We start from the raw sequence: 14,889 nt of genomic DNA, 5'->3' as shown, positions 1-14,889 counted from the left end.
AGCGTATGAAAGTAAAAATGAACAAACTACTTTATGCAGTAATGTTTTTCTTGTGTGTAGCTTTCGGTTACGCACAGCAAATCACTGTAAAAGGAACAGTGAAAGATGGCGCTGGCGAACCCCTAATGGGCGCTAGTGTGCTCGTGAAAGGTACCTCTCACGGTACTGCCGCCGATTTCGACGGTAAATTCGAACTAAAAGTCGACAAAGGTGCTACCCTTGTCTTCTCATCTGTAGGCTTCAAATCCCAAGAAGTCGCCGCTAAAGCAGTGATGAACATCACCCTCCAAGAAGATGTACAACAACTCGGCGACGTAGTAGTTATCGGGTATGGAGCTGTAAGAAAAAAGGACTTAACAGGTTCTGTAAACTTGGTGACCGATAAGGACTTTAATAAAGCTCCTGCCGTAAATGCCGACCAGCTTATCCAAGGTAAAATAGCTGGGGTACAGATGACCTCTGCAAGTGGTGCTCCCGGTGAAGGACAAACCATTCGCGTACGTGGTAATGGCTCTTTGTCCTTAACTTCTAACCCGCTAATTGTAATTGACGGTGTGCCAATGAACGATGGCGGCGTGGGCGGTTCTCGTAGTATCTTCAACTCTATCAACCCTGAAGATATCGAAAGTATGACTGTATTGAAAGACGCATCCTCTACCGCTATCTTCGGTTCTCGTGCTGCCAATGGGGTGATTATGATTACCACCAAAAAAGGAAAAGCAAACCAAGAAATGAAGATTAGCTTCAACACCAGCATCGCACTACAAGATGTAAACAAATATGTTGATGTAATGAGTGCCGATCAATACCGCCAAACTGTAAAAGGATTAAATAACCCTGCTGCCGAAGCGCTCTTGGGCAATGCTAATACCAATTGGCAAAAAGAAATCTACCAAGTAGCCCCTATGAGTAATAGTACTTTAGTGCTCTCTGGCGCCTACAAAACTTTGCCTTATCGTGTATCTATAGGGCATTCGTATGCCGATGGGGTGTTGCGTACCGATAACTTCAAACGTACCAATGCTAAAATTAGCTTGAACCCTACTTTCTTTGATAAATCATTGAAATTAGAATTGAATGCCAATGGTACTTATATGCAAAACCGTTTTGCCGAAAAAGGAGCTATAAGTTCAGCGGTTCTCTATGACCCTACCCAATCAGTGTTTGGAGGTCCCGCTAAATACGGTGGATACCACGCTTGGATTGACCCAGCTACACAAAATCGCTCTAACTTAGCTGCAACCAATCCTATGGCGTTATTGAACTTTACCGACGATAGTTCTAAAGTGTTTCGCTTTATTGGTAATGTAAAAGTTGATTATACCTTACCTTTCTTTAAAGATATTACCGCTACCGTGAATGCTGGTTTAGACTACAGTAATGGTAAAGGCGATAAAATTATCGATCCTAAAATGCCTACTGCCACTACTGGTTTTGCAGGAAGTACTAATACCTATGATAATAAAGCAACTAATAAGTTGTTTGATGCTTATGTAAACTATATGAAGGACATCAAAGATACACATAGTATTGGGCTAATGGTAGGACACTCTTATCAATCTTTTGAATTTGACGATAATAGTACTCAAAACGATTACTTTGTAAACCCTGGCGATAACAAGCATATCCCTAATATCAACAAAAGTAAAAACGTGTTAATGTCATTCTTTGGTCGTGCAAACTACAGCTATAAAGATCGTTACCTCCTTACCGCTACGCTCCGTGCCGATGCTTCTTCTAAACTAAACCCAGACGACCGTTGGGGCTACTTCCCTTCAGTTGCCTTGGCTTGGAATGTGAGCAACGAAAAATTCCTCAAAGACAACAAAACCCTTAACGAACTCAAATTGCGTTTTGGTTATGGTGAAGTAGGGAACGTAAATGGTTTGGGCGACTACCTATTCCTTACCAATTACACTCGTAGCCAAGATGGCGCTTCTTACCAATTTGGTGATGCTTTCTATCAAACTTACCGTCCTGGGGTAACTAACAAAAACCTACGTTGGGAAATTGGGAATACCCTCAATGCAGGTATCGACTTTGGCTTGTGGAATAACCTCATCACAGGTACCCTCGATGTATACCGCAAACAAACTAAAGACCTAATTGCCGAAACCACTATTGACCCTTTCACCAACTTCAAAAACCGTGTAAATGCCAATATAGGCGATATGGAAAATAAAGGGGTTGAGTTTGGATTAACAGTAAATCCTATTCGCAATACCGAAAAAAATATCCGTTGGAGCTTTAACTACAATATCTCTTATAACGATAATAAGATTACCCGTATGCCCGACGATCAACCTACAGGAGGTATAGAAGGTGGTACAGGTAACCGTGTACAATTACACCGACAAGGAGAAACCCCTTATGCTTTTTATGTTTATCAACAAGTGTATGATGCACAAGGTAAACCTATCGAAAATACTTTTGTTGATAGAAACGGCAATGGCAAAATTGACGAAGGTGACCGCTACTTGTACAAATCACCTTTTGCCCCTATAACTATGGGATTTGGTACCGATTTGAACTACAAGAATTGGGATTTGAACATCACTACCCGTGCAAACATCGGCAATTATGCGTATAATAACACTCAATCTCGTTTAGATCAGCTTGGTGAAATTACAGCTAATAGTGGCTTTATTGTTAATATTAAAGCAAATCAGGCAGATGCTAATTTCCAACGCCATAACGACCAAGCGTGGTTAAGTGATTACTATATTGAAAACGCTTCATTCTTCAAGTTAGACAATATCACCTTAGGTTACACTTTCCCTCATACCGATAAAATGTACGTCCGCCTCTATGGTACTGTACAAAATGTATTGACTATTACTAAGTACAGCGGTTTAGACCCTGAAGTGTTTGGCGGTATTGATAACAACTTTTATCCTCGCCCTCAAACTTACTTGTTGGGCTTGAATCTTAACTTTTAATGTATGCAAAGTATGAAAAAATATATCAAACATAGTATTTTAGGACTTGCGATGGCTTTTTCGCTTAGTGCCTGCCTAAAGGACTTAGACCAAGAACCTATTGACCCCGATAGCTTCACTGAAAAAGATGTGTTCAAAAACGCTACCGAAGCTAAAAGTGCCTTAGCTAAAATTTATGCCTCAATGGCAGTTACAGGACAAAAGGGGCCTTCTGGAGATGGTGACCTTGCTAATGCAGACGAAAGTTCAACTCAGTTCACCCGTGCACAGTTTTATTTACAAGAGTCAAGTACCGATGAAGCTATCATTCGTTGGGCTGATGCGGGGGTACCCGATTTCCACAATATGAGTTGGACTCCTTCTAACGCTTTCACTAATGGTTATTACAACCGTTTAGGGCAACAAATCGCTTTTACCAACTCGTTTATCGATAACGCTAAAGACTTAGCTTCCGACCCCGAAGTGGCTTATTTTATTGCCGAAGCGCGTTTCATCCGTGCTTATGCTTACTATAATGTTATTGATGCTTTTGGAAAAGCTCCTTTGATTACCTCATCAAAAGCTGATTTAAAACCTGCTCAAAACTCTCGTGCCGAACTCTTTAACTTCGTCGAAACCGAACTAAAAGATTTAGAGGGAAAACTTAAACCTGCTCGTACCAATGAATACGGCCGTGTAGATCAAGTCGCTGCTCAAGCTCTTTTGTCTCGCTTGTACCTCAATGCCAAAGTGTATATAGGCCAAGATAAATACACCGATTGTATTACCTATGCTAAAAAGGTAATCGCCTCTTCCTATAGATTAAACACTACCGATGCCAATAACAATGGTACCGCTTATGATGAGTTGTTCTTAGCCGACAACAATAGTAATGGCGCTCAAAACGAATTTATTCTCGTCGTAAATTTTGATGGTTTGAACACCAAAACTCACGGAGGAACCTCTTTTATTACTCACGCAGCTACAGGAGGAGATATGAATCCTAACTTAATTGGTATTAATGGTGGATGGCAAGGTATTACAGTTACTAAAGAGTTTGTCGATAAATTTGATGCTTCTGCACGCAATGGTAATAACGAACCTACCGCTTGGAATGACAAACGTGCTATGTTCCATACCGGCGGACAAACCTATGAGAATACTAATATAAAAGAGTTTAAAACGGCTGGTTATGCAGTTACTAAGTTCAGAAATATTACCTCTACAGGTGCTGTAGGTAAAGACCCTGCTAAGGACTTTCCTGATACCGATTTACCCCTCATCCGTTTAGCCGAAGTATATCTTACTTATGCTGAAGCCGTGCTACGCGGTGGTACAGGAGGTGATAGAGCTACTGCCTTAGATTATATCAACCAATTGCGCACTCGTGCTTATGGTAATGCCTCTGGCAACATAGCTGATAGCGACTTTACCTTAGATTTTATCTTAGACGAACGCGCTCGCGAACTCTATTGGGAAGGATTGCGCCGTACCGACCTCATCCGCTACAATAAATTTACTACCGCCGATTATCTTTGGTCTCTCAAAGGTGGTGCCGCTTCTGGGGTAGCTGTTCCTGATTATAGAAACTTATATCCTATCCCTCAAGATGCGCTCACTGCTAATGAAAACCTTAGACAAAACACTGGATACTAAAAAAGAAATACTATGAAAAATATATTTAAATCTATATTATTATGTTCAGGACTTACCTTGTTCGTAGCTTGTGAAAAAGATGAGGACAAGGTAACAATGAGTGCTAATGCTCAAGTAGAGTCTACGCTATCAACTAATACAATAGTGTTAGATAAAACACAATCAAACACTACTGTCCTTACCGTAAGTTGGGAAGAAAAAGATTTTAATGTAGCTGTAGCTCCTACCTATACAGTCAATTTAGAATATGGAGGTAAAGTGAAACCTATCTCTGTGAAACAGTCTCCTTTAACCTTCACTACTAAAGAATTGAACGACTATCTTCTTGGTTTAAAAGTCCCTGCAGGTACAGCTACTAACGTAACAGTGTATGTAAAAGCTGCCCTTAGTGACCAACGTAGTATTGTTTCAAAAAAGAATACTCTAAATGTAACTCCTTTCCTTGATGAAATCAAACCAAGTGAATGGGGAATAGTAGGTAGCGCAACTCCTAACGGTTGGGACGGCCCTGATATTTCTTTCTGGAATGGTGAAAATGGAACCCTTGTAGCTTATACTACTTTTACCAATGGTGAAATCAAATTCCGCAAAGGTAACAAATGGGATGGTAATGACTGGGGTGATAAAAACAAAGATGGAGTACTTGATAAAGATGGAGGAAATAATATTCCTGTAACAGCAGGTACTTACAAAATCACTTGGAATTTATCCAATAATACCTATACTATCGAAACTTATTCTTGGGGTATTGTAGGCGACTTAAATAACTGGGGTAACACTGGTCTTCCTGATATTAAAATGACTTATAAAGGTAGTACCAACTCTTGGGTTGCTGAAAATGTAGTTATAGCAAATGAAGGAAGTCTTAAATTCCGCTTAAATAGTGATTGGGGTACTAACTTTGGAGCTGATAGCACTGCTGACCCCGCTACCGACCTCGAAGGAAATGTTACCTCTGGAGGTAAAAATATCAAAGTAGCAGCTGGTACTTATAACGTATCTTTCTCATTCGATGCAACTAACAAAGGTACTTACAAAATAGAAAAAAAATAATCCATTTAAAAGAGTACCTAAAAGTTTCAAAATTGCCTTTACGGCGCTAAACTTTGCCAAAGCCTAAAACTTTGGCAAAGTTTATTATATTGATAATCAACATTTCTCTGAGTTCCTCCAAGTCTCAAAAAATAATTAATGTCAGTTCGATATAACAGAATATTGATTTACAGCTTTGTAACATAATATATTCACAAAATAATTCACCGTCAGGTGAAAATTCGTGAGATAATAAAAAATAAAGACTTTTATGGACTCCCAATTTCGTGAAAATTCGTGTAATTCGTGGGAGATTAAAAATATTTTACTGATTGTTAAATAATTACTTACGTCAAATTCACGTTAATTAAACACTAAAAAATATGAAAACATACATCTATTTATTAGCAATTTGCTCTTTGTTATCCTGCAAAAAGGATAATAAAGGCGAGCCTACCCCACAAAATGTATCACCCATCGACCTTACTAAAATTGACAACGGTAATCGCGTGATGATGCAAACCTTCTATTGGGATGTAGAACCTCGCGGTGAATGGTGGAATACCATTACCCCAAAACTCGACGATTGGAAAGCTAATGGCGTAGACCGTATTTGGCTGCCTCCTGCCACCAAAGGCGCTTCTGGGGGCTATTCTATGGGCTACGATCCCTCCGATTATTTTGATTTTGGCGAGTACAACCAACACGGCACTACCAAAACACGCTTCGGCTCACGCAATGAACTCGAAAACCTCATCAGCAAAGCCCACGAAAAAGGCTTGCAAGTAATCGCCGATATTGTAATCAATCATTGCAATGGGGGAGGAGAGGAGATAAACCCTTATAAAAACAACGAAAAAACAAAAACACTGTTTGATAAAACTCACGGTAACGCTTCCGAAAAATTTAATCGCAATTACGAGCATTTTCACCCTAATGCTATTGAAACATCCGATGAAGGAGGTGGTTTCTTTTTAGATCTTGCACACAGAGTGCCTTATGTACAAGATTGGTTGTGGAAAAAAGACGAATCAGTAGCTAAGTATTACAAAAATACAATGAAATTCGATGGCTGGCGTTTCGATTATGTAAAAGGATTTGGAGCGTGGGTCATCAAGGAATGGATGAAATCTGTTGGCGGTTTTGCGGTAGGTGAACTCTGGGAAGGCAACCCCGAAACCCTTAAAAATTGGGTAGATGCTTCCGGTATTTCAGCCTTCGATTTTGCTTGTTATTATGCCGTAGAAAAAGCCTTGGATAGCCAAAATGATATGCACCATTTAATGAGCGACCAGCACCCTATGTTGCGCACTTTGCGCCCCGATAAAGCAGTAACTTTCGTCGGTAACCACGATGTAGACGATAGAAACGATGTCCACCCCGATAATACCATCCCTAAGAATAAAAAACTAATGGCTTATGCCTATATCCTTACCCACAGCGGTTACCCTTGTATTTTCTATACCGATTATGAAAATTCTACTAACAAAACCAAATTGCAAAAGTTGATGCTTATCAACCGCAGTTTAGCAGCAGGCGAAGAAAAATTCCACTTAGCCTCTAATACCGAGTATGTAGCCTCGCGTTTGGGTAAAGGCAAAAGTCCTGGCTTAGTGTTGTTCCTCAACAATGGCAACACCCCTGCCGAGCGTACCATTACCACCCATTTCAAAGGCAAAATCTTAATAGACTATACAGGTAACTCTACCGAGCGCTTCGCTACCAATAACGAGGGGCGTGTAACCCTAAAAGTCCCCGCTAACAGCTATACTATTTGGTCTGTCGGCCAATAATTTTTTTAGTTTTACACTCAGCGAGCTACTCATCACAAGTAGTTCGCTGTTTTATTCACTACTACTTAAAAATATTTATTTAGTGTCAGTTCAATATAACAGAATATTGATTTACAGCTTTGTATCGTAATATATTCACAAAATAATTCACTGTCAGGTGAAAATTCGTGAGATAATATAAAGTAAAGAATTTTATACATTCCAAAATTCGTGAAATTCGTGAAATTCGTGGGAGTTTAAAAAAAGCTGTCCGAAAAGTCTAAAAATCGCTTTTGCATCATAAACTTTGTCAAAGTCCCAAAACTTTGACAAAGTCTATAAATCTGATAATCAATCACTTTTAGAGTGTGTTGCGTAGGGGCGTTTTGCAAACGCCCACACAATAAACTATTTGCAAACACCCATATACAAAACATTTTGCAAACGCCCACATAAAAAACATTTTGCCCCCTACAATTGGTATGCACTCACTTTTGCGGATAGTCCCCCTTCGGGGGTTCGGGGGCTTTCAATAAATTTACAACAAATGAAAAACTACTTTTTAGCCTTTACATTAGTCGCTACCATTTCAGCTACTGCCCAACACAAAACCTTAGCAGGCTTCGCTTATGGCAACTCTGTTGCCCCTACAGGTGATGAGTGGCAATCACCCGAAAACCTATCCCTTAACAAAGAGTATCCGCGAGCCTACTTCTTTTCGTTCAACAACGAAAAACAAGCCACACAAGTATTGCCCGAGTATGCTCCCTATTGGCAATCCCTCAATGGGCAATGGCGATTCCATTGGTGCAAAACCCCCGATGAGCGCCCTAAAGACTTCTATAAAACCGATTACGATACCTCAAAATGGGATGCTATTCCCGTACCGTCTAATTGGAATGTCTATGGTATCCAAAAAAACGGATCGCTGAAATATGGTCTGCCTATCTATGTGAACCAACCCGTGATTTTCTACCACGAACGCAAGGTCGACGATTGGCGCAAAGGAGTAATGCGCACGCCTCCAACAGATTGGACAACCTACGATTATCGCAATGAAGTAGGTTCCTACGTGCGCGAGTTTGAAGTCCCTGCTAACTGGAACGGACGCGAAATCTTCATCGATTTCGATGGGGTAGACTCTTTCTTCTATCTGTGGATCAATGGCAAATATGTAGGTTTCTCTAAAAACTCTCGCAATGTAGCCTCGTTTGATATTACCCCCTATCTTCAAAAAGGCAAAAATAAAGTAGCCGTAGAAGTGTACCGCAATTCCGATGGTTCTTTCCTCGAATCTCAAGATATGTTCCGCTTACCAGGGATTTTTAGAACTGTCGCCCTGCGCGCTACCCCAAAAGTACAAATCTTCAATTTGAACATCCTTACCGATACAAAAGATGAAAACCTTTGGCAACTAAATATAAATACTGAAGTACGCAACCTCAGTGCCAAAACAGCAAAACACTATCAATTGCGCTATGTGATGTATGAAGTTACACTGTATGAAGATGATGTAATCCCTACAGCTGTTCAAACACAAACCTCATTAAGTGTGCTAACGCCAAAAACACTCGGTAAAACCACCACTACTATAGCTGTGGAAAAACCTAAATTATGGTCAGCCGAAGCTCCTCATCGCTATGTGCTCGTCGCTCAATTATTAGATAAAAAAGGCAAAGTGGTTGAAACGGTCTCATCATACTTTGGCTTTCGTAAAGTAGAGATTAAAGATAAAGTCTATTATCTGAATGGTCAGCCAATCAAACTCAAAGGTGTAAATCGTCACGAAACACACCCCGCACAAGGGCACACGCTCACTCACGAACAAATGCAAGAAGACCTCTTCTTGATGAAACGCAACAACATCAACCACGTGCGCAATTCTCACTATCCTCCCGATCCTTATTGGTTCTACCTATGCGATAAGTACGGTATCTATTTAGAAAATGAAGCCAATATCGAGTCACACGAATATCATTATGGCAAGGAATCGCTCTCACATCCCAAAGAATGGGAAAATGCACACGTTGCCCGCGTAACCGAAATGGTAGAAGCTACTTACAACGCACCTTCTGTCGTGATTTGGTCTTTAGGAAATGAAGCAGGCCCTGGCGACAACTTCAAAGCAGCTTACAACCACCTGAAAACCATCGACAAAAGCCGCCCTGTGCAGTACGAACGCAACAACAGTATCGTCGATATGGGCTCTAACCAATACCCATCGGTAGCGTGGGTTGAGAAAGCTGCTACCGGTGAATTGGATATCAAATACCCCTTCCACATCTCGGAATATGCCCACTCTATGGGCAACGCTATGGGCAATCTCGCCGATTATTGGAAAGCGATTGATAGCAGCAACTACATCTGTGGTGGCGCAATTTGGGATTGGGTAGACCAATCAATCTATAATTATACAAAAAACGGTATTCGTTATGAGGGCTATGGTGGTGATTTCGGCGATTACCCTAACGACGGTCAGTTTGTGATGAACGGACTCATTTTCGCCGATCGCAAACCGAAACCACAACTCGCCGAAGTGAAAAAAGTCTATCAAGAAGTAGCGGTTTCTAAATATGCCCCATTTCTTAAAGAGGATATAATGTCTCCTCCTATCTTTGAAATTTTTAATAAAAACTACTTCCGCACTTTATCACATTTAAAAGGCGTGTGGAAACTCTACAAAAACGGTTTTGAAATAAAAAAAGGAAACTTTTCAATAGACGCTATTCCTCCACAAAAAAGTGACAGAGTAAATATAGGTTACCTTCCTAAAGAAGATGCCGATTACTATATCAATTTCGAGTTTGAACTCGCTGAAGATATGCCTTGGGCTAAAAAAGGTTTTGTACAAGCAGCTGAACAACTCCATTGGACTGAAAAGAAAGTAGAAAAATCACCTATTGCTTCAGTAGCCAAAGGAGAAAAACTCACTCTTAGCAAAGACCAGAAAACCCTTGCAGGTAAAGACTTCTCTGTGCAATTCGATTTTGAAAAAGGCACCATTGCCAAATTGCAATATGGCGAACAACCTATTGTAGAAAATAGTGATTTTCAACTCAATGCCTTTCGCGCTTTTCTAAACAACGATGTGTGGGCGTACCAGCAGTGGTTTGCCAAAGGATTACACAATCTGCAACATAAAGCCTTATCACACAAAGTAACCAAAAACGCCAATGGCAGTTATAGCTTTGCCTTCACCGTACAATCACAAGCGCCTAATGGGGCACAACTCGTAGGTAAACCCAGTGCAGCCGACCATCATATTGAGGAATTTACCAATAAACCTTTCAATAATGACGATTTCCGCTTTGTTACCAACCAAGTGTTCACTGTCTACCCCGATGGCTCTATTGAGCTACAAGCGGCTATTGTCTCCAATGTGCCAACAGCTATATTACCACAAATAGGTTATCAGCTCAAGTTACCTAAAAAATTTAGATATGCCACTTACTACGGTCGAGGCCCTCAAGATAACTATTCCGATCGCAAAACAGGAGCTTTTGTAGGAATATACAATGATGAGGTAACCTTTCCTCTTCCAGAAGGTGGTTCTTCTTTCCCCAAACCGCAGGATATGGGGCATCATCAAGATACGCGTTGGGTAGCGCTTAAAAACGATGATAGCAAAATAGGAGTGCTATTGGTAGCCAATCCTACAATGGATTTTTCAGCTTTAGCTCACTCACCTCAGCAACTCACTTTGGCAGGGCATCCTTACCAATTGCCTGAGTCCGATGCTACTTATCTGCAACTCAGCGCTGCCACTACGGGGGTAGGCGGTAACAGTTGTGGCCCCACTCCGCTCATCCGCGATAGAGTAACAGCAAGCCCTACGCATTTCGGCTTTATCATACGCCCTATAAAAGTCCGCATTTCAGGAACTGATGAAAACGAAAAAATAGCCGCTCAAGCACAGGTGAGCCCCAGTACTCCTGCACCTGCTTTTGTAACAAACTTAGAAAAAGATAAAAGTGTGCCGATGAAAGTAATTTTTGCCAGCAGTGAGGAAGTAGGCTTAGGTGAAGCAACCCATCTGCTTGACAACGATCCTAGTACTATATGGCACAGTGCCTATAGTGTCACCGTAGCAAAATACCCCCATTGGGTAGATTTCGAGCTGCTGAAAGAAACCCTCATAACAGGTATTACTTACTTACCCCGCAGTGATGAGTACAAAACAGGTGATGTAAAAGATTTTAGTGTATCAGTAAGTAACGACGGGCAACATTGGGAAGAAATCTATAAAGGTACTTTTCCACTAAAAGACGGCAGACCCCAAAAAGCCATTTTCGCCAAACCCGTAAAAGCCCGCTATTTGCGATTCACCGCCCTAAGCGAACAATACGGACAAGACTACGTAAGTGGCGCAGAAATACAGATTCTAAGTAAAACCCCCTAACCCCTAACCCCTAATTTGCCTAATTCCCAAATTATTACTATCTTTGCCGCATCTATTCCTTTTTCCTAAATATTTAAACAGTAAAACATTATGAAAAAAACACTTTTTTCAGTGCTCTCACTGATGACTTTCGGTCAGTGGTTATGGGCACAAGAAACCGAAATCATTACCCACCCTCAATCGCAATACCAAAAAGCGGTAGAACTCTACAATCGCAAGTTGTATGAGCCTGCGCAAAACCTCTTCCGCAAAGAGCAAACCGACAACCCCGATAAGGCAATCCGCGCTCAAAGTGAATACTATGTAGCCACTATTGCTGCATTGCTCAATCAGGATGGCGCCGATGCCTTAGTGAACAACTTCATCGTCAATCACCCCGAGTCGCCTATGAGCAGCGAAGCTTACTTGCAAATGGCAAATCTCTACTTCCAGCAAGGTAACTATGCCGAGGCCTTGGAGTGGTATGAAGCTATCGATGAACTGAATATATCAAGCGACGAAAAAGCACGCTTCAACTTCCAAAAAGGCTACTGCCTCTTCCATACAGGCAAACAAGCTGAGTCAAAACCTTATTTCGAGTCGGTGCAGAACAACCCTCTATACGCCGATAACGCCAAGTATTATCTGGGGTATATAGCCTATGACTCCGATGATTACGCAAAAGCCGAAAGTTACTTCCGCGAAGTGCAAGACGATGCAACTCTCAGCAAAAATGTATCCTACTTCCAAGCCAATATGTACTTCAAACAAGCCCTTTATGACGAGGCTATTGAAGAAGGAAAAAAACAGCTCGCCAAAACCAAGAGCGCTCAAGAAGTATCAGAACTCAACAAAATTATAGGCGAAAGTTACTTCAATCAGAAAAAATATAAAGAAGCTATCCCTTATTTGCAAAACTACAAAGGCAAAAAAGGCAAATTCTCCAATACCGATTATTACTATTTAGGCTATGCTTTCTATAAAAATAACGACTACAAGGCTGCTATCGAGCAATTTAACAAAATTGTGGGAGGTAATGATAATGTAGCCCAAAATGCTTATTATCACTTAGCCGAATGTTACCTCAAAACCGACCAAAAGCAGCAGGCACTCAACGCTTTCCGCAACGCCTCTCAAATGGATTTCGATAAGCAAATTAAAAAAGATGCACATTTGAACTACGCCCGCCTCAGCTACGAAATTGGGAACCCTTATGAAAGCGTGCCTAATGTGTTGCAAGCCTATGCACAAGCCTATCCTAACGACAATAAAGAAGAAATACAATCCCTTTTAGTCGATTCCTATATCTCTTCTGGTAACTACCAAGCAGCGATCAGTCTGTTAGAAAAATCTAACGACCCTAAAGATAAAGAAACCTACAAAAAAGTAGCTTTCTATCGCGGATTGGAACTCTTCAACGAACTCCAATACACCGATGCTTTGCAGTATCTCACCAAAGCCATTGCCGGTAGCGGAAGTCTTTCAGCGCGTGCGTCTTATTGGGCTGGTGAATCGGCTTATCAGCTAAAAGATTACAAAGCTGCAGAAACTTACTACACTCAGTTTGTAAACAATCCAGCGGCTGCCAAAACCGAAAAATATCCCAAAGGATTCTACGGATTAGCATACTCACAGTTCAATCAACACAACTACGCTTCAGCAATCGTCAATTTCGAGAAATACCTCAAACAAAGTCCTAAAGATAATGTTTGGAAACACGATGCTATGCTCCGCTTAGCCGATTCGTATTTCGTAACCGGAAAATACTGGCCTGCAATGGAAGGCTACAACAAGCTAATTGAAGCAAAATCAGCCGACCAAGATTATGCAGCTTACCAAAAAGCAATTAGTTACGGTTTTGTCGATCGATTGCCCAGCAAAATTGAGGATTTAGAGCGCTTTATCAAAAACTACAAAGGCTCTAACTTGCGCCCTAATGCCCTCTTTGAGTTGGCAAACGCCTATGTGTCAAAAGGAGCTACCGAAAAAGGAGTGCAGTACTATCAGCAGCTCATCAAGGAGTACAAAGGCAATGTGCTCGTGCCTCGTGCAATGTTGCGTGAAGGTTTAGTCTATTATAATAAAGGTGAAGACCAAAAAGCACTCACCCTTTTCAAAACCATTGCTAAGGATTACCCTAACACCAATGAAGCATCACAAGCGGTCGCTTCAGCCAAACTCATTTATGTTGATATGGGTAAAGTGAACGAATATGCCGCTTGGGCAAAAACTTTAGGATATGTTGAAGTAACCGACCTTGAGTTGGAAGGTGCTTCCTATGAAGCTGCCGAACGCCAATATTTGCAAAACAACAGCAAAGAAGCTATCACCGCTTTCGAGAAATACCTCAAAGATTTCCCTAATGGACTACGCCGCACCAACGCCGAATTCTACTTGGGGCAACTCTATTTCAATAGCGGACAGAAAGCCAAAGCGCTTACCCATTATGAAAATGTATCTAAAAGCGGTTCTAACGAGTATGGCGAGCAAGCCCTCACTCGCGTGTGCCAAATATTGCTTGATGCAGGTAGCTACCTCAAAGCCAAACCTTATCTTGAGGAACTCGAAAAAACCGCTACCATCGCACAGAATAGAACTTATGCGCAAAGCAACCTAATGCGCGTGTGCTACAACGAGAAATTGTACGACAAAGCAATAGAATATGCCAATAAAGTATTAGAAGAAAAATCTATCGATACCCGCATCAAAAACGATGCTTATATAGTGCTCGCCCGCGCCTATGCCCAAGCAGGAAACAACGAGCAGGCACGTAAGTATTACCAAGAAGTACAAAAAACAGCTACCGGTAGCCTTGCCGCCGAAGCCTTGTACTACGATGCGTATTTCAAAAATAAAGATGGTAACTACAAAGCCTCTAATGAGGTCGTACAGAAAATCGCCAAAGATTATGGTGGACATAAAGAATTCGCTGCCAAAAGCCTTATCGTGATGGCTAAAAACTTCCGCGGACTCAATGATGCTTATCAAGCCTCTTACATCTTAGAAAGCGTATTGAAAAACTTCAAAGAGTTCCCCGAAGTGGTTGCCGAAGCTAAAAAAGAGCTCGCCGCTGTAAAAGCCGAAGCCGCTAAAAGCAACTCATCAGTAAAGTAGGGGCAAATGGCAATCTGCC

At 41.2% G+C, this 14,889-nt stretch carries 6 protein-coding genes; all 6 read left to right on the top strand.

Features of this window, described 5'->3' with window-relative positions; translation table 11 throughout:
• The first annotated feature begins 5 nt into the window (after positions 1-5).
• The 6 genes from JMN12_RS02090 to JMN12_RS02065 all read left to right on the top strand — a co-directional run bounded on the left by JMN12_RS02090 (position 6) and on the right by JMN12_RS02065 (position 14,870).
• Positions 6-2,939 (top strand): SusC/RagA family TonB-linked outer membrane protein, encoded by a 2,934-nt coding sequence (locus JMN12_RS02090; protein ID WP_203136630.1) that lies wholly within the window; start codon positions 6-8, stop codon positions 2,937-2,939.
• 12 nt (positions 2,940-2,951) lie between these two features.
• A complete protein-coding gene (locus tag JMN12_RS02085; RefSeq protein WP_203136621.1) occupies positions 2,952-4,574 on the top strand; it encodes a RagB/SusD family nutrient uptake outer membrane protein in 1,623 nt (540 codons plus the stop codon).
• Positions 4,575-4,586: 12 nt separating this feature from the next.
• On the top strand, positions 4,587-5,627 hold the full coding sequence (locus JMN12_RS02080; protein ID WP_203136614.1) for a SusE domain-containing protein: 1,041 nt from the start codon (positions 4,587-4,589) through the stop codon (positions 5,625-5,627).
• Positions 5,628-5,989: 362 nt separating this feature from the next.
• Positions 5,990-7,399 (top strand): alpha-amylase, encoded by a 1,410-nt coding sequence (locus JMN12_RS02075; RefSeq protein WP_203136612.1) that lies wholly within the window; start codon positions 5,990-5,992, stop codon positions 7,397-7,399.
• A gap of 526 nt (positions 7,400-7,925) precedes the next feature.
• Positions 7,926-11,777, top strand: a complete 3,852-nt coding sequence (locus JMN12_RS02070) for a glycoside hydrolase family 2 TIM barrel-domain containing protein (RefSeq protein WP_203136610.1) — start codon at positions 7,926-7,928, stop codon at positions 11,775-11,777.
• Between the two features lie 90 nt (positions 11,778-11,867).
• Entirely contained in the window at positions 11,868-14,870 is a 3,003-nt protein-coding gene (locus tag JMN12_RS02065) for a tetratricopeptide repeat protein (protein WP_203136599.1), read from the top strand.
• The last annotated feature ends 19 nt before the right edge of the window (positions 14,871-14,889 follow it).

Origin of the sequence: Capnocytophaga genosp. AHN8471 (genome assembly GCF_016806945.1) — a bacterium.
In the GTDB taxonomy this organism is placed as follows: domain Bacteria; phylum Bacteroidota; class Bacteroidia; order Flavobacteriales; family Flavobacteriaceae; genus Capnocytophaga; species Capnocytophaga periodontitidis.
The sequence above is the reverse complement of the archived record's forward strand: the minus strand, read 5'-3'. Positions and strand labels throughout refer to the sequence as shown.

What these genes read in the sequence shown, in the direction of transcription:
- JMN12_RS02065 (WP_203136599.1), top strand. Translation starts at nt 11,868, where the DNA reads ATGAAAAAAACACTTTTTTCAGTGCTCTCACTGATGACTTTCGGTCAG.
- JMN12_RS02085 (WP_203136621.1), top strand. Translation starts at nt 2,952, where the DNA reads ATGAAAAAATATATCAAACATAGTATTTTAGGACTTGCGATGGCTTTT.
- JMN12_RS02075 (WP_203136612.1), top strand. Translation starts at nt 5,990, where the DNA reads ATGAAAACATACATCTATTTATTAGCAATTTGCTCTTTGTTATCCTGC.
- JMN12_RS02070 (WP_203136610.1), top strand. Translation starts at nt 7,926, where the DNA reads ATGAAAAACTACTTTTTAGCCTTTACATTAGTCGCTACCATTTCAGCT.
- JMN12_RS02080 (WP_203136614.1), top strand. Translation starts at nt 4,587, where the DNA reads ATGAAAAATATATTTAAATCTATATTATTATGTTCAGGACTTACCTTG.
- JMN12_RS02090 (WP_203136630.1), top strand. Translation starts at nt 6, where the DNA reads ATGAAAGTAAAAATGAACAAACTACTTTATGCAGTAATGTTTTTCTTG.